We start from the raw sequence: 15,837 nt of genomic DNA on the forward strand, positions 1-15,837 counted from the left end.
TGTAATGTTTTCTAAAAAATGATATTCTTATTAGAGTTTGAGAGGGAGAAAACATGGATAAAAAGTCAGTTGTATTTGTAGCCGACCTATCTTACATGGAAAAGTTAGAGGTGGCTCTTAAGTCTCTATGTGCTCATCAGGGACATTGGAAAATCTATGTCTTAAATGAGAATTTACCAACAGAATGGTTTGCGCTTATGAATCGTCGTTTAGAAACCATTGCATCGGAAGTTGTCAATTGTCGAGTATCTGCAGAAAGTTTTAAAGCATTTTCGCTTCCGAGTGCACATATTCATTATGCGACTTTCTTCCGTTATGCGATTCCGGACTTTGTTCAAGAAGATCGCGTTCTCTATTTAGACTGCGATATGATTTTCACGCAGGATTTGTCACCACTTTTTGAGGTAGATTTGAATGGTCTTGGTATTGGAGCGGTAGTGGATTGTCCAACGACGACAGAAGGATTCAATGCTGGTTTGATGGTTATTGACACTGCTTGGTGGCGCCAACATAAGGTGACCGAATCTCTTTTTGATTTAACACAGAAACATCACCAAGAAGTCTATGGTGATCAGGGAATCTTGAATTTGTATTTTAAGGATGCTTGGCTCAGACTTCCTTGGACTTATAATCTTCAGGTAGGTTCTGATAAGGACCAGTATATATACGGGGATCTGGATTGGTATGATGCGTTTGAAGGGGTACCTGCAGTTATCCATTACACCTCTTACAATAAGCCTTGGACTGCTAAACGTTTTAATCGTTTCAGGGATATTTGGTGGTTCTATTACGCCCTAGCTTGGGAAGATATCTTATTGAGAAAACCAGCCGTAAAGCTCAACTTTAGTGATGTGGTGGGAGATTTTTCTTATCATACGGCTATTTATACCAATACGGCAGATATTTTTGAGTTGGAAGGCTTGTTACAGGCCTTTCCAGATGTGGCTTTTCATGTCTTGGCTCACTCTCATTTTGGTTTTAATTTGGTGAAATTAGAGCAGTATCCAAATCTTATCCTCTATCCCTCATTTGATCCTCTAACAAGTCGCAAGGTTTTGGAAAAAATAGATTTTTATTTGGATATTAATCCATTTGACGAGGTTGATCATATTACAGAAACGATTCATCAGTTGGGGCTTCCTGTTTTCTCTTTTGAAGGGACCAATCATGACCAAACTGGGAAGAATCAAGTGTTTAAGAATGACCAAGTAGACCAAATGGTAGAGGCTGTTCGAGACTATATAGATACGATTGAGAGATAATCAATGGAAAATAAAGAAGTAGTTAGTATTGTTATTCCCATTTATAATGTGGAAGCTTATTTACGGAAGTGTTTGGAAACGATAGTCAACCAGACCTATCCTCATCTTGAAATCATTCTTGTTAATGATGGTTCTCCTGATCATTCAGAAGCCATTTGCAAGGAATTCTTCAAGCAAGATTCACGTATTCGCTATGTCCGACAAGTTAATGGTGGCTTATCTGCAGCTCGAAATACGGGGATTGACTTGGCTACAGGTGATTACATTACTTTTGTAGACCCAGACGATTGGGTGACAGAAGATTATGTGGAGACCTTGTATCATCAGCTGAAAAAGTATGAGGCAGATGTTTCTACTGGCAATTATAATTTGTTTAATGATAGTACGAGTAAGTTTTTGATTAAGCTGACAGAGGATGATTATTCTGAAACCCTTTATGAGGGAAGAGATATTATCGATCATGATGCTATCCAAGAGACAAGAGATATGGCTTGGGCATGTGCCATGATGAAGCTCTACAAAATCTCCTTATTTGAGGACCTGCGTTTTCCTGTTGGAAAGAATGTCGAAGACAACTTCCTTATGTATAAACTTTTGTTAAAGGCCAATCGTGTGATTCATACTGAAAAATGTATCTACTGGTATCGAGTGGGGCGCAAGGATACCCTATCTCAGGTCTGGACGGAAAAGCGTGTCTTAGATGAGATGGAAGCTAAAAATGAAAAACTAGCACTGCTAGGGATGTTGGGCTATGATTTAACATGGCATCGTTACATTTATAAGACACGTTTAAAGCGTGCCATTGAAAAATTGGAAGAAGCCAACCTTCAAGATACGGAGACCTATCAGACAGCAAAGGTCAACTTGAGATTTTTGGAGCAATAAAAGTATAGGCTTAAGCTATTTATTGCTTGAAATAGTTAGAAAGGATAACTATGCTCATTATTGCACAAGAACCCAGTCAAGCGATGGATAAACTGAGAAGATTGCTAGACTCTTTTGGAATAAGATCACGAGTGTTCTACACTAATTTTGAAACGGATGTAGATGAGAATACTATTAGTTTGGCATCGTCATTTATTTATTCCTCTGAGGATGATTACCAAGGCAAACCTCTCTTTTTTAACGATTTGTCAGTTCCTCTTTATTGGGAGCTTTGGACTTTGGGAATTACGACTTATCTTTTTGATGGCAAAGATCGTCGAGCTAATATTATTTTTCGTGAAAATGTTAGAGAGCGCACGGTCAAGCAGGTTGAGTGGTTCGGCCAAGGAGAAAAGGTTGTCGCTATTGATGACTATAACCGTTATGGATGGCGGACCAAGCAACGTCTTTTAGATGATGAGGGGCGAGCCCTCATGGATATTTACTTTAATCGTGCGCAAGAGGAAGTCTTATTGCATTATATCCAAGAAGATTACTTGATTCATCAGGGTTCTGTGGGAAGAGATAGGATTTTCTCAGGTAAGGATGATGTAATCAAGTTTGTTCTTGGGCAGATCCTGAAGTCAGACGAAACTATCATTTGTATGGATCCTAATTTGCTTCCACTGTTACAAGCTGAACGACTGGTCTATTGTTCTGCTAGTCACGATGGTCTTGAGCACATTCAAAATCAGGTAAGTCATACGTTGATTGCTAATTATTATCCTCAGGAGGAGCGTAGGCCGGGATTGATTTATCTCGCTGGTGCAGAACAAGAAGAGGCTAAAACGTTTACTCCTCAAGCCATGGTGATGACTGCTTCGGAAAATATTGAGGGATTGGCTGGTTTGGTTGATAAGTTTTCGGATATTGCTTTTCACATTGCAGCCTTAACTAGTATGGGACCTAAATTGACTTGCTTGGAGGAAAAGACGAATGTCCATCTTTATCCTGGGATTAGTCGTAAGAAATATCGAGAGCTGCTAAGGAAATCTTCCATTTATCTTGATTTGAATTATGGCAGTGAGGTTTCTGATGTGACGCTTGAGGCTATTGCAAATGAGCAACTATTGTATGGTTTGGCTTCAACGGTCCACCGTCAATACTATAAGGCCCTACCAACTGTTTTTGCTTCGGTGGAGGAAATGGGGCAAAGTATCCGCCAACTTTTGCAGGAACAAGATTGCTATCCTAGAGCGCTTAAGGCTCAAAAAGAGGCTTTAAAACTGGCTGATAGGGCAGAAATCATGGCTTTCTTTAATCAATTGGAAGGGGGAGAAAGATGACGATTTACACCTTTAACCTACTGGTGGGCTATGAGCCTAATGGTGTTGATGTAGCCCAAGCATCCAGAGCCTTAATGCTACGTGAATTAAATGCGTCTGCTAAATTTGTTTTCACAACTTGGCCTCAACCCTATAAATTGGATTATTATCTTTCTCTGGGACATCGCTATGAAGAACTCCTGCATGCCTATGTCTGTTTTACCGACCAAGATGGTTATATTCCGTCATTGACAGTGGGAGCCTTGCAACAGCAGTTCCAGTTAACGCGACTGGATTTGAAGAAGCAAGATGAAACAGAATTCCTTTATGAGTTTTCAGATGGAAGTAGACTCATCTTTACAATGGACCCCTGTAAAAAGGGGTGTGTCCGCTATGTCGATTACCTTACGAATGGTATTTTGTTGAAGCGTGAGTGGTATGGAACCCGTAAACTGGTTACAGAATACTTTGAAAAGGGTATCCTCATCAGAAGAAGTTTCCATAACCAAGATGGACATATTGCTTTTGAAGAACTCAAGCAGGGAGCTACTTGGTTGTACAGGCTGGAGAATGAGATTTTAGTGTCACAAACGGAAGTCATGCGTCGCTTTTTGGCTCGCCTTTCCTTGACACAAGAAGATACCCTATTATTAGATAGGGCTGCCTTGATTGCATTTGCACGACCAATTTTAGAGCTTCAATCACCTGCAAAATTAGGTTTTGTTTTCCATTCAGAGCATGAGTTTGAAAATGGTGGACTCTACTATGAGTATTACTATATCTTTAAGTATGCCCAGCGGTTTGATTTCTTTATCACAGCGACTGAAGCACAAAAAGCAGTACTAGAGACTACCTTTCACAAACAAGGGCTAGACAATGCTACTATCTATGCCCTACCTGTAGGCCATTTGGATAATCTTAGTTACCCAGATGGTCAGAGAAAGCCCCTTAGTTTGATAACAGCTTCGCGATTAGACCCACGTAAACGGCTGGATCTAGCCATAAGAGCGGTTGCTTTGGCCCATGATAAAGAGCCTAATCTCAACTTTGATATCTATGGTAAGGGTGTCGAACAAGAAAATCTAGAACAACTGATTGATGACCTTGGAGCAGGTAGTTATATCCATCTAAGAGGTCATGCGAACTTGCAGAAGATTTACCCACAATATGAACTTTATGTGACTACCTCTCAGTGGGAGACCTTTGGTTTGACTTTGATGGAAGCGGTAGGAGCAGGTCTTGCCTTGGTCGGTTTTGATGCTCGCTATGGCAATCCGACCTTTATCAAAGACGGGAAGAACGGTTATCTGGTTTCCTATGATGAGACCATGGATGAAGATTTACTTGTTTCTGATATGGCGGGTAAGATTGTAGCAGTCTTAGAAGGCAATCTTGAGTCTATGCATCAAGCTTCGTATGATTTGGCGAAAAAATACCTGAAGCCAGAAATCCTAGAAGCTTGGAGAAAGCTCTTGGTAGCCATAGACTAACTATCTTTCAAATATCGTGGTTTAAGTTGAACCTATGGTATCTGTAGTGACGAAAAAGTTGCTACAGATTTTTTATCCTCCAAGCAAAATAGCTGAAATTATGATAAAATAGAAGGTATTGAAAAATCATCATTTCACGAAAGGAATCAAGATGAAAATTACGCAAGAAGAGGTAACCCACGTTGCCAATCTTTCAAAATTAAAATTCTCTCCAGAAGAGACAGCTGAGTTTGCGACAACCTTGTCTAAAATTGTTGACATGGTGGAATTGTTGGAAGAAGTGGACACAACGGGTGTTGCTCCAACAACGACCATGGCTGACCGCAAGACTGTATTGCGTCCGGATGTTGCTGAAAAAGGGACGGACCGTGACCGTTTGTTTAAAAATGTACCTGAAAAAGACAATTACTACATCAAGGTACCAGCTATCCTAGAAGATGGAGGAGATGCCTAATGTCATTCAACCATAAAACCATTGAAGAGTTGCACGACCTCCTTGTCTCTAAGGAAATTTCAGCAACCGAATTGACCCAAGCGACGCTTGACGATATCAAGGCGCGTGAAGAAGCAGTCAATGCTTTTGTGACGGTGGCAGAAGAAGCTGCCCTTGCACAAGCCAAGGCCATTGATGAAAAAGGAATCGATGCTGACAACCTCATGTCAGGAATTCCGCTAGCTGTCAAAGATAACATCTCTACTGATGGTATCTTGACGACTGCAGCTTCAAAAATGCTTTATAACTACGAGCCAATCTTTGATGCGACAGCGGTTGCCAATGCGAAAGCCAAAGATATGATTGTCATTGGAAAGACCAACATGGATGAATTTGCCATGGGTGGATCTGGTGAAACTTCATATTATGGACCAGCCAAAAATGCTTGGGACCACAGCAAGGTTCCTGGTGGATCATCAAGTGGTTCAGCAGCTTCTGTAGCCTCAGGACAAGTCCGCTTGTCTCTTGGTTCAGATACAGGTGGTTCTATTCGCCAACCAGCAGCTTTTAACGGGATTGTTGGTCTTAAGCCAACTTACGGAACGGTTTCTCGTTTCGGTCTTATTGCTTTTGGTAGCTCATTGGACCAAATTGGTACCTTCTCACAAACCGTTAAGGAAAATGCCCAATTGCTTAATGTCATTGCCAGTGAAGATGCCAAGGATTCAACTTCTGCGCCTGTTCGTGTAGCTGACTTTACTTCTAAGATTGGTCAAGACATCAAAGGCATGAAGATTGCCCTTCCTAAGGAATACCTTGGGGAAGGAATTGACCCAGAAGTCAAAGAAACCATTCTTAATGCGGCCAAACATTTTGAAAAATTGGGAGCAACTGTCGAAGAAGTTAGCCTGCCTCATTCTAAATACGGGGTTGCCGTTTACTACATCATTGCTTCATCTGAAGCCTCTTCAAACTTGCAACGTTTTGACGGGATTCGCTATGGTTTCCGTGCGGAAGATGCCAAGAACTTGGATGACATCTATGTGAACACTCGTAGTCAAGGCTTTGGTGATGAAGTGAAGCGCCGTATCATGCTGGGTACCTTTAGCTTGTCATCTGGTTACTACGATGCCTACTACAAGAAAGCTGGTCAAGTTCGTACCCTTATTATCCAAGATTTCGAAAAAGTCTTTGCGGATTACGACCTCATCCTTGGTCCAACAGCTCCAAGCGTGGCCTTTGATTTGGATTCACTCAATCATGATCCTGTTGCCATGTACTTGGCAGACCTCTTGACCATCCCAGTCAACTTGGCAGGTCTTCCAGGAATTTCGATTCCTGCAGGTTTTGCGCAAGGACTCCCAGTCGGTCTGCAATTAATCGGTCCTAAGTATTCTGAAGAGACTATCTACCAAGCTGCAGCTGCCTTTGAAGCAACGACAGATTACCACAAGCAACAACCCGTGATTTTTGGAGGTGACAATTAATGAACTTTGAAACAGTCATCGGACTTGAAGTCCACGTTGAATTGAATACAAATTCAAAAATTTTCTCACCAACCTCTGCTCACTTTGGGAACGAGCAAAATGCCAATACCAATGTGATTGACTGGTCTTTCCCAGGGGTGCTTCCTGTCTTGAATAAGGGTGTTGTGGACGCTGGTATCAAGGCTGCTTTGGCCTTGAATATGGATATCCACCAACACATGCACTTTGACCGTAAGAACTATTTCTACCCTGATAATCCAAAGGCTTACCAAATTTCGCAATTTGATGAGCCTATCGGCTACAAGGGTTGGATTGAAGTGCAATTGGAAGACGGCTCAACTAAGAAAATCGGGATTGAACGTGCCCACTTGGAAGAAGATGCCGGTAAGAATACCCACAGCCCAGACGGTTTCTCTTATGTGGACCTTAACCGTCAAGGGGTGCCATTGATTGAAATCGTATCTGAAGCAGATATGCGTTCTCCTGAAGAAGCCTATGCTTATTTGACAGCTCTCAAAGAAGTCATCCAATACACAGGCATTTCTGATGTCAAGATGGAAGAAGGCTCTATGCGTGTGGATGCCAACATTTCCCTTCGTCCATACGGTCAAGAGGAATTTGGTACCAAGACTGAGTTGAAAAACTTGAACTCTTTCTCAAACGTCCGTAAAGGTCTTGAATACGAGGTGCAACGCCAAGCGAAAATCTTGCGTTCAGGTGGTATCATTCGTCAAGAAACACGCCGTTACGATGAAGCCCACAAGAGCACGATTCTTATGCGGGTCAAAGAAGGGGCAGCGGATTACCGTTACTTCCCAGAACCAGACCTTCCCTTGTTTGAAATCTCAGATGAGTGGATTGAGGAAATGCGCACAGAGTTGCCAGAGTTTCCAAAAGACCGTCGTGCTCGCTACGTGGCGGAGCTTGGCTTGTCTGACTATGATGCCAACCAATTGACAGCGACGAAAGTCACTTCTGACTTCTTTGAAGCAGCAGTAGCCCTTGGTGGAGATGCCAAACAAGTGTCTAACTGGCTTCAAGGGGAAGTGGCGCAATTCTTGAATGCAGAAGGCAAGACGCTTGAAGAAATCCAATTGACACCAGAAAACTTGGTAGAAATGATTGCCATCATCGAAGATGGAACGATTTCTTCTAAGATTGCCAAGAAAGTCTTCGTTCATTTGGCGAAAAACGGTGGCGGTGCGCGTGAATACGTCGAAAAAGCTGGGTTGGTACAGATTTCAGACCCTGAAGTCTTGATTCCAATCATCCACCAAGTCTTTGCAGACAATGAAGCAGCCGTAGCCGACTTCAAGTCAGGGAAACGGAATGCGGACAAGGCCTTCACAGGTTTCCTCATGAAAGCAACCAAAGGCCAAGCCAACCCACAAGTAGCCCTCAAGTTACTTGCCCAAGAATTGGCGAAGTTGAAAGAAGAGTAATAAATTTTTTCTAATATAAAAACTAGCCTACATTCTTTGTTGAACATAGAATGTAGGCTAGTTTTTTTGGTATACTTGGGAATGGAGGGTTTTTATATGAAAAAGTATATGAAAAAGTTTGTAGAAAATTTAGACCTCGAAATTGTGTTGGTCACTATCTTACTTATTTCAAGTGTTGGAGTTTATTATTTTGAAATAAATTTTAATTGTATTTTATATCTGTGGATTATTCTAAGTCTTTTGATGTCATTAATTCATCAGATTCGTCATAGCAAATCACTGTTTCTAGCTGATAAAAATATAATAGAAAAATTTTTTATAGGTTTATTTAGGGCCTTATTTTTATTTATTGAGATTTTGTTTTTCTTCGAAGTTTTTGCTATTATTTTTTTAGTTCTCTTTCATTTTTGTAAAAGCAGTCTCAGTGGAATTATATCGTTAGTTTTGTTTTTAGGAACTATGTTTGTATTTAGTTCTCTCTATAAGAAAAAAACAATTTCCCAAAAAATCGATAATCAATTATCCAAATTTGTGTTGGATGGTTTTATTTTAGGGCTGGTATTTTTTGTAACGACCTTCTTAGTTTTTGATTTATTTGTTTTTTACATTTCTTTTGATTCAACTACTGGAAAAATTTCAGAGAGTGCAATAACCATACTAGTTTGGTTTCTTCCATTACTTTTGCCATATTTAAAAGAATTTGTTGTAACTCAAAACCAATTTCTTTATGGATCTAAAATAGAAACAACACCAGTTTATAATTATTTTGAAACATGTTTTAAAATAATATGGTTTATCTACCTAATAGCAATTAGAGTCTATTATATTTTATTATCTAAGGACGGTCCTTTTGAATTTAAGCTTTTGGATAAAGATTTTATGTTTAAATTAGATCATCCTAAAACATTTCCAGAATTTATTACTCCTTCTTTAATTGCATTTGGAATATCAATTGTTTTGTTTTTTGGAATGCAACTTTTTTATGAAATAGTATTTGTTACGAAGAATTTCAATAAATATATAATCAAGACGAACGAAAATCTTACTGATTACGATTTTATATTTGATTTAGATAAGTCTAAAGGAAGTATTCAGTTTCAAGGAATTGTATATCATAATAAGTTGATAAATAATAGCACCAAAAAATGGGATTCTAAATTAGAAACTTTCAATCAGGAAAATTGGTTGATCTTTAAACCATTTATGGATGAAGAAATTACTCCAAATTTATTTGATAAGACTAGAGGATCTAAAGAAGAATATATTGAGTACATTTCAAGTTCTATGGGGGTTAAAAGGAAGGATTTCGAAAAAGCGATTAGTAAACCTTGGAAATCCAAAATATTGAGTTATGTTGGAAACTATTGTCCTAATGATTAACGAACGAATATAAAGTAAAGTATTTTTTCGAGAGACTATAATCAACTTCAAAGACCTAGGTTATACTTAGGTCTTTTTTTTGTTATACTAGTGATATTCATTTAAGTATCTTTTAAACAGGAGCAACCCAATGAACAAATTTTTAAGAGTCCTATTTATCCTCGTCATCCTGGCCATGACTGGTGCCATTATTTTTCAGCTATTTTTCCCAACCTATATGGGAAGTCACTCGGGGTATGGCATTTCAGTTGGTTGGCAGAGGGAGATTGGTATCTGGAATGTGGCAGTTCTGATCATTCTTCTTGCCGTGAATCTCAAGTACGATTGGTTTTATCTGAGAGCTGTACTGATAGCTTTGATTATTGGAGGCCTTGGAATTGGGACCAATCATTTCCTTAGCTATTTTCAACATCATCACTCAGTCAATGCCATAGGTGCTCTTGAAAATTATCTTTTAGTCCTTGGCTGGGTTGTCGGTTGGTGGCTTGAAAATTCCTCAAGAAAAACTGCTTAAGTTTTATGGGGTAACCGCTTTCCTTATCCACTCTGTGATATAATAATTAAGCATTATTATAATCGAGGAAAACACATGTCTAAACAACTAAAAGGGAGCTTAATGGTAGTGACAGCAGGAATTGCCTGGGGATTTTCAGGAGTTTCTGGTCAATACCTAATGGCTCATGGTGTTAATGTCAATCTTTTGACGAGTTTACGTTTGCTTCTGTCTGGTATTTTACTAACGGCTTCAGTCTTTTTTAGGCAGCGAGACAAATTAGTACAAGCTATTAAAGATAGAAAAACCTTAGTAAGTATCGCCTTATTTGCTCTCTTTGGTCTGGTACTAAATCAGTACGCCTATCTCAGTGCTATTCAATACACTAATGCTGGGACAGCGACGGTCTTGCAGTATGTCACCCCAGTTATCATCCTGGCTTTTGTATGTGCAAAATATTGTAGGTTCCCAACAGCAGCAGAGCTAGTGGCGATTATCCTGGCTATTGTGGGAACCTTTACCATCGCAACGCATGGTCAGATAAGGGAGCTGGCGATTACACCTCTGGGCTTGTTCTGGGGTCTCTTTTCGGCGGTGACCTACGCACTTTATATCTTACTGCCTGCTAAGGCTATTGAAAAATGGGGAAGTTTGATTGTCATTGGTTTAGGTCTGTTGATCGGTGGTTTAATCTTTCCGATTGCTATCCAAGCCTGGAAGTATAAGCTTTCTTTGAATGGTGGAAATCTCTTAGCACTTTTTGGATTGGTCTTCATTGGGACAGTCTTTGCTTACACCGTTTTCCTTAAGGGGACAACTATGGTTGGAGCTGTCAAAGGGAGTCTCTTGGCTTCGGTAGAACCTGTAGCGTCGGTCATTTTAACCGTATTAATTATGGGGGACCGCTTCTTTGCCATTGATGTGCTTGGAATGTTTTTAATTGTTCTTGCTGTTATCATCATATCGCTTAAGAATTTAGTTGCCCTTAAAAAACAAGAAAAAATTCAAAGATAAGGAGAGAGTTCAGTGATTGCTGGCTCTCTTTCTTTATTGTATGGGCTGTTCTTAAAAATAGGACTTAAGTCCCACACATAAACCTTAAAAATATGGTAGAATAAGAGGTAAACTAACATTTTGGAGAAAAAATGAGTATAGACGATTACAGGCCCCATTTTATGGTGGAGGCTGTTTATGATTTGAAACCTGACCAGCTACGTGAACACGGTATTCGTGCCGTCTTGGTTGATTTGGATAATACCTTGATTGCTTGGAACAATCCTGATGGAACGCTTGAGCTACGTGCTTGGTTGGATGAGATGACGGAGGCTGACATCCCAGTGGTTGTGGTCTCTAATAACAAACACGACCGTGTCGAACGTGCGGTTGCTAATTTTCATGTGGACTTTGTGAGCCGCGCCATGAAACCTTTTACTAAGGGGATTAATGAAGCGATTGAGCGCTATCACTTTAACCGTGAAGAGGTTGTAATGGTGGGCGACCAGCTCATGACTGACATTAGGGCCAGCCACCGAGCAGGTATCCGCTCGATTTTGGTTAAGCCTTTGGTGAAGTCTGATTCTTGGGTGACCAAGTTTAACCGTTGGCGTGAACGTCGCATGTGGAAAAAGATTGAAAAAGCGTATGGTCCTATGACCTTCGACAAAGGAATTTAATGGAAGAATTATTTTGTATTGGGTGTGGAGCCCAAATTCAAACAGAAGATAAAGAAAAAGCTGGCTACACACCTGCTAGCTCTATCAAAAAGGCTGAAGAAACGGGAGACTTGTACTGTCAACGCTGTTTCCGTCTTCGTCATTACAATGAAATTGTGGATGTCCATATCACAGATGATGAATTTTTAAAATTGCTTCACGAAGTTGGTGATAGCGATGCCCTCGTTGTCAATGTCGTTGATATTTTCGATTTTAATGGGTCAGTCATTCCGGGCTTGTCACGCTTTGTTTCTGGTAATGATGTGCTCTTGGTTGGCAATAAAAAGGATATTCTACCTAAATCCGTTAAAGATGGTAAGGTAACCCAGTGGTTGACAGAACGTGCCTACGAAGAAGGTATGCGTCCGGTGGATGTCATGTTGACGTCTGCTCAAAATCATCATGCTATTAAAGAGTTGATTCAACGTATTGAAAAACTCCGTAAGGGTCGTGATGTCTATGTTGTCGGTGTGACAAATGTTGGTAAATCGACCCTTATCAATGCCATTATCAAGGAAATTACTGGTGATAAAGATGTCATTACTACCTCTCGTTTCCCAGGCACGACCCTTGATAAGATTGAGATTCCGCTGGATGATGGTACTTACATTTTCGACACTCCAGGAATTATTCATCGCCACCAAATGGCTCATTACCTGTCAGCTAAGGACCTCAAATACGTTAGTCCTAAGAAGGAAATTAAGCCAAAAACTTATCAGTTAAATGCAAGTCAAACCCTATTCCTAGGTGGATTAGGACGTTTTGACTTTATTGATGGTGATAAACAAGGTTTTACAGCCTTCTTTGACAATAATCTAAAGCTTCATCGTACCAAACTTGAAGGTGCAGATGCCTTTTATGACAAGCATGTTGGCAGTCTCCTCATGCCGCCTGGGCCAAAGGATCTTACCGATTTTCCAAAACTTGTCCGCCACGAGTTCACTGTCAAAGATAAGACAGACATTGTCTTCTCGGGACTAGGCTGGATTCGTGTTCAAGGAAAGGCCGACCAACCAACCATCGTTGCCGCCTGGGCACCAGAAGGCGTTGGCGTCGTCGTACGAAAAGCTATTATTTAAACTTAATAAAGTAATTAAAAGTATAAGAAAGGAAAGGCATAAAAAAGTCTTTTCAATGAACATGAAGTTTGCCTAGATTTACGTCATGAGCAAACGATGTGTTTTTCACTGTGATAGTAATCCAAGTAACATTTTATGTTACTTGGATTCAGAATTTTTGAGACCTTAGGCTCAAAAATTAGCTATGAAACCGGTGGTTTGCTAGCGTCCGTATCACCTAAGAAAAACAGCAAATAAAATAAAAGGAATAAACATGTCATTAACATCAAAACAACGTGCTTTCCTCAAATCAGAAGCACACACTCTCAAACCTATTGTACAAATCGGGAAAAACGGTCTTAACGACCATATCAAAACGAGCGTTCGCAACGCTCTTGATGCTCGTGAGTTGATTAAGGTAACCCTACTTCAAAATACCATGGAAGACATCCATGAAGTGGCTGAAATTTTGGAAGAAGAAATTGGCTGTGATACAGTCCTTAAGATTGGACGTATCTTGATTATCTACAAAGAATCAGCTAAAAAAGAAAATCGTAAGTTATCACCAAAGGTTAAAGCCATCCAAAAATAGTTGATGACTTTTGAAACCTTAAAGGCAAAAGAAAAGTTATTTAAATGATGTTTGAGTAAGAGGAGGCGTACATGGCACTGGATCTCGTAACCCCATTTACAAAGGTTCAACTAGAAGAAGAAATCAAAGATACTGGCCGTAAGCAGGTGGGGATTTTAGGTGGAAATTTCAACCCTGTTCACAATGCTCACTTGGTTGTTGCGGACCAGGTGCGTCAGCAGTTAGGACTTGACGAAGTTCTTCTCATGCCTGAGTTTGAGCCACCTCATGTCGATAAAAAAGAGACTATTGATGAACAACATCGCCTAAATATGCTCATGTTGGCTATTAACGGTATCGAGGGTTTGGATATTGAAACCATCGAGTTGGAACGCAAGGGAATCAGTTATACTTATGACACCATGAAACTCTTGACAGAGGCCAATCCTGATACGGATTATTACTTCATTATCGGTGCTGATATGGTCGAATACCTGCCTAAATGGCATCGCATTGACGAACTTATTGAGATGGTGCAATTTGTGGGTGTTCAACGTCCTAAGTATAAGGCAGGAACGTCTTATCCAGTCATCTGGGTTGATGTTCCTTTGATGGATATCAGTTCAAGCGCTGTTCGTGATTATATCAAGAAAGATCGTACACCTAACTTTATGGTGCCTCAATCTGTACTCGCCTATATCAAGAAAGTAGGACTTTATAAATGACCTATGAAAAATACTTGGGCTATTCTCGTCAAACACTTCTTGAAAAAGTGCAAGCCGTGATGAGTCCTAAACGCTTCAATCATGTTTTGGGTGTCGAGCGAGCTGCTATTCATCTTGCTGAAAAGAATGGCTACGATACTGAAAAAGCTGGTTTGGCTGGTCTTTTACACGACTATGCCAAAGAGCTTCCAGATCAAGAATTCTTGAATCTTATTGATAGGTACGAGCTTGACCCTGAATTGAAAAAATGGGGAAATAATGTCTGGCATGGTATGGTCGGGATTTACAAAATTCAAGAAGACCTGGGTTTGACAGATGGTGATATTCTGCGTAGTATCGAGATCCATACCGTCGGAAGCCATAACATGTCAACCCTAGACAAGATTGTCTATGTAGCTGATTATATTGAGCATAACCGTAATTTCCCTTTGGTAGAGGAAGCTAGACAAGTAGCAGAGCAATCCTTGGACAAGGCAGTTGCCTTTGAAACCGTCCATACGGTCGAACACTTGGCTCACCAGGCCTTGCCGATTTTCCCACAAACCTTGGAAACCTATAATGCTTTTGTGAAATATTTGAAAGAGAACTAAATGAAGACGGCTTTTATCATTATTGATGTACAAAATATTTTAGTGGGAACAGGTTTTAATACAAAAAGCCTATTGGAAAAAATTTCTTATTTACAAAACCAAGCTAGAAGCAAGAATATCGAAATTATCTATATTCAGCATATTGAAACGGAAGAGGCTCTAACCTCGGAAGATTGGAAATTATCGCCACTATTAAACAGACAGTCTGATGAAAAGGTTTTTCAGAAGCGATACAATAGCATGTTTAAAGAGACTGGATTAAAGGAATACTTGGATCAACAAGGAATTGAGAAACTAGTCTTATGCGGTATGCAGACGGAGTATTGTGTTGATACATCCGTTAAAGTTGCTTTCGAACATGGCTACAAGCTAGTTGTTCCCGAAGGTACTGTTACAACCTTTGATGGAGACGACATTCCAGCAGAAACGATTAATGAATTTTACGAGAACATTTGGGATGAACGTTTTGCAGATGTCTTAGATTACAAAACGATTTTTTAATGAAAGAGGATTAAATGAAAGAAGAATTACTTGAATTGGTTGTCAAAGCTGCTGATGAAAAGCGAGCTGAAGATATCGTTGCCCTTGATTTGTATGGTCTCACAAGCCTAACAGACTACTTTGTTATTTTGAGCGCCATGAATAGCCGTCAGTTGGAAGCTATTGCTGACAACATCCGTGAGAAAGTTAAAGAAGCTGGTGTGGACGCTAGTCACATGGAAGGTGACAATAAGGGCGGCTGGATTCTTTTGGACCTGAACGACGTCGTTGTTCACATCTTTACAGAAGATGAGCGTGCTCACTATAACCTTGAAAAACTCTGGCATGAAGCACCAATGGTGGATGTGTCAGCTTATTTGGCATAAAAATTGAACTCAGTTGGTGACAACTGGGTTTTGTTGCTTAAACTAAAGATTTAATAGGAAGGATGGAGCCTTGTGTTTGGTTGTTTTGTTAACTGAACACGAGCTAAAAGCTGTGAGAAAAAGATAAATTTTCTTTGTA

At 40.0% G+C, this 15,837-nt stretch carries 17 protein-coding genes; all 17 read left to right on the forward strand.

From position 1 onward, the window contains the following. Positions 1-53 precede the first annotated feature (53 nt). The 17 genes from QRD39_RS08545 (at position 54) to rsfS (ending at position 15,698) form a co-directional block, all read left to right on the forward strand. Positions 54-1,262, forward strand: coding sequence for a glycosyltransferase (locus QRD39_RS08545; RefSeq protein ID WP_285956227.1), 1,209 nt, complete (start codon positions 54-56; stop codon positions 1,260-1,262). 3 nt (positions 1,263-1,265) lie between these two features. Continuing rightward, entirely contained in the window at positions 1,266-2,147 is an 882-nt protein-coding gene (locus tag QRD39_RS08550) for a glycosyltransferase family 2 protein (protein ID WP_285956228.1), read from the forward strand. A 131-nt stretch (positions 2,148-2,278) separates the two neighbouring features. Then, positions 2,279-3,472: a glycosyltransferase family protein gene (locus QRD39_RS08555; protein WP_285956229.1), complete on the forward strand. Its 1,194-nt coding sequence runs from the start codon at positions 2,279-2,281 to the stop codon at positions 3,470-3,472. Then, on the forward strand, positions 3,469-4,941 hold the full coding sequence (locus tag QRD39_RS08560; protein WP_285956230.1) for a glycosyltransferase: 1,473 nt from the start codon (positions 3,469-3,471) through the stop codon (positions 4,939-4,941). The genes QRD39_RS08555 and QRD39_RS08560 overlap by 4 nt, the downstream gene beginning before the upstream one ends. Positions 4,942-5,092: 151 nt before the next feature. After that, a complete protein-coding gene (gatC, locus tag QRD39_RS08565) occupies positions 5,093-5,395 on the forward strand; it encodes an Asp-tRNA(Asn)/Glu-tRNA(Gln) amidotransferase subunit GatC (RefSeq protein ID WP_002884769.1) in 303 nt (100 codons plus the stop codon). Beyond that, positions 5,395-6,861, forward strand: a complete 1,467-nt coding sequence (gene gatA, locus QRD39_RS08570) for an Asp-tRNA(Asn)/Glu-tRNA(Gln) amidotransferase subunit GatA (RefSeq protein WP_285956231.1) — start codon at positions 5,395-5,397, stop codon at positions 6,859-6,861. The genes gatC and gatA overlap by 1 nt, the downstream gene beginning before the upstream one ends. Continuing rightward, on the forward strand, positions 6,861-8,303 hold the full coding sequence (gene gatB / locus QRD39_RS08575) for an Asp-tRNA(Asn)/Glu-tRNA(Gln) amidotransferase subunit GatB (protein WP_285956232.1): 1,443 nt from the start codon (positions 6,861-6,863) through the stop codon (positions 8,301-8,303). Before gatA ends, gatB begins: the two co-directional genes overlap by 1 nt. Before the next feature lie 96 nt (positions 8,304-8,399). Beyond that, positions 8,400-9,683, forward strand: a complete 1,284-nt coding sequence (locus QRD39_RS08580) for a hypothetical protein (protein ID WP_285956233.1) — start codon at positions 8,400-8,402, stop codon at positions 9,681-9,683. A gap of 130 nt (positions 9,684-9,813) precedes the next feature. Further along, positions 9,814-10,197 (forward strand): hypothetical protein, encoded by a 384-nt coding sequence (locus QRD39_RS08585; protein ID WP_118058324.1) that lies wholly within the window; start codon positions 9,814-9,816, stop codon positions 10,195-10,197. A gap of 75 nt (positions 10,198-10,272) precedes the next feature. Beyond that, entirely contained in the window at positions 10,273-11,190 is a 918-nt protein-coding gene (locus QRD39_RS08590; protein WP_285956234.1) for a DMT family transporter, read from the forward strand. A gap of 131 nt (positions 11,191-11,321) precedes the next feature. Then, the gene (locus QRD39_RS08595; RefSeq protein WP_002887385.1) at positions 11,322-11,849 is read left to right on the forward strand and encodes a YqeG family HAD IIIA-type phosphatase; all 528 of its coding nucleotides are present in this window, start codon (positions 11,322-11,324) and stop codon (positions 11,847-11,849) included. Next, the gene (gene yqeH / locus QRD39_RS08600) at positions 11,849-12,967 is read left to right on the forward strand and encodes a ribosome biogenesis GTPase YqeH (protein WP_285956235.1); all 1,119 of its coding nucleotides are present in this window, start codon (positions 11,849-11,851) and stop codon (positions 12,965-12,967) included. The genes QRD39_RS08595 and yqeH overlap by 1 nt, the downstream gene beginning before the upstream one ends. Positions 12,968-13,220: 253 nt before the next feature. After that, positions 13,221-13,538: a ribosome assembly RNA-binding protein YhbY gene (gene yhbY / locus QRD39_RS08605; protein ID WP_008535405.1), complete on the forward strand. Its 318-nt coding sequence runs from the start codon at positions 13,221-13,223 to the stop codon at positions 13,536-13,538. Between the two features lie 71 nt (positions 13,539-13,609). Then, positions 13,610-14,242, forward strand: coding sequence for a nicotinate-nucleotide adenylyltransferase (locus tag QRD39_RS08610; RefSeq protein ID WP_008535404.1), 633 nt, complete (start codon positions 13,610-13,612; stop codon positions 14,240-14,242). Then, positions 14,239-14,832 (forward strand): bis(5'-nucleosyl)-tetraphosphatase (symmetrical) YqeK, encoded by a 594-nt coding sequence (yqeK, locus tag QRD39_RS08615; protein WP_285956236.1) that lies wholly within the window; start codon positions 14,239-14,241, stop codon positions 14,830-14,832. Before QRD39_RS08610 ends, yqeK begins: the two co-directional genes overlap by 4 nt. After that, positions 14,833-15,333 carry a cysteine hydrolase family protein gene (locus tag QRD39_RS08620; RefSeq protein ID WP_285956237.1) on the forward strand — a complete coding sequence of 167 codons (501 nt, stop codon included), beginning with the start codon at positions 14,833-14,835 and terminating at the stop codon, positions 15,331-15,333. It abuts the gene before it with no gap. 14 nt (positions 15,334-15,347) lie between these two features. Further along, positions 15,348-15,698 (forward strand): ribosome silencing factor, encoded by a 351-nt coding sequence (rsfS, locus tag QRD39_RS08625; RefSeq protein ID WP_080610813.1) that lies wholly within the window; start codon positions 15,348-15,350, stop codon positions 15,696-15,698. Positions 15,699-15,837: the final 139 nt, after the last annotated feature.

Source organism: Streptococcus raffinosi (genome assembly GCF_030284685.1).
Classification (GTDB): Bacteria; Bacillota; Bacilli; order Lactobacillales; family Streptococcaceae; genus Streptococcus; species Streptococcus raffinosi.

What these genes read in the sequence shown, in the direction of transcription:
- QRD39_RS08550 (WP_285956228.1), top strand. Translation starts at nt 1,266, where the DNA reads ATGGAAAATAAAGAAGTAGTTAGTATTGTTATTCCCATTTATAATGTG.
- QRD39_RS08595 (WP_002887385.1), top strand. Translation starts at nt 11,322, where the DNA reads ATGAGTATAGACGATTACAGGCCCCATTTTATGGTGGAGGCTGTTTAT.
- gatA (WP_285956231.1), top strand. Translation starts at nt 5,395, where the DNA reads ATGTCATTCAACCATAAAACCATTGAAGAGTTGCACGACCTCCTTGTC.
- QRD39_RS08610 (WP_008535404.1), top strand. Translation starts at nt 13,610, where the DNA reads ATGGCACTGGATCTCGTAACCCCATTTACAAAGGTTCAACTAGAAGAA.
- QRD39_RS08580 (WP_285956233.1), top strand. Translation starts at nt 8,400, where the DNA reads ATGAAAAAGTATATGAAAAAGTTTGTAGAAAATTTAGACCTCGAAATT.
- gatC (WP_002884769.1), top strand. Translation starts at nt 5,093, where the DNA reads ATGAAAATTACGCAAGAAGAGGTAACCCACGTTGCCAATCTTTCAAAA.
- yqeK (WP_285956236.1), top strand. Translation starts at nt 14,239, where the DNA reads ATGACCTATGAAAAATACTTGGGCTATTCTCGTCAAACACTTCTTGAA.
- gatB (WP_285956232.1), top strand. Translation starts at nt 6,861, where the DNA reads ATGAACTTTGAAACAGTCATCGGACTTGAAGTCCACGTTGAATTGAAT.
- rsfS (WP_080610813.1), top strand. Translation starts at nt 15,348, where the DNA reads ATGAAAGAAGAATTACTTGAATTGGTTGTCAAAGCTGCTGATGAAAAG.
- QRD39_RS08620 (WP_285956237.1), top strand. Translation starts at nt 14,833, where the DNA reads ATGAAGACGGCTTTTATCATTATTGATGTACAAAATATTTTAGTGGGA.
- QRD39_RS08545 (WP_285956227.1), top strand. Translation starts at nt 54, where the DNA reads ATGGATAAAAAGTCAGTTGTATTTGTAGCCGACCTATCTTACATGGAA.
- QRD39_RS08585 (WP_118058324.1), top strand. Translation starts at nt 9,814, where the DNA reads ATGAACAAATTTTTAAGAGTCCTATTTATCCTCGTCATCCTGGCCATG.
- yqeH (WP_285956235.1), top strand. Translation starts at nt 11,849, where the DNA reads ATGGAAGAATTATTTTGTATTGGGTGTGGAGCCCAAATTCAAACAGAA.
- QRD39_RS08590 (WP_285956234.1), top strand. Translation starts at nt 10,273, where the DNA reads ATGTCTAAACAACTAAAAGGGAGCTTAATGGTAGTGACAGCAGGAATT.
- QRD39_RS08560 (WP_285956230.1), top strand. Translation starts at nt 3,469, where the DNA reads ATGACGATTTACACCTTTAACCTACTGGTGGGCTATGAGCCTAATGGT.
- yhbY (WP_008535405.1), top strand. Translation starts at nt 13,221, where the DNA reads ATGTCATTAACATCAAAACAACGTGCTTTCCTCAAATCAGAAGCACAC.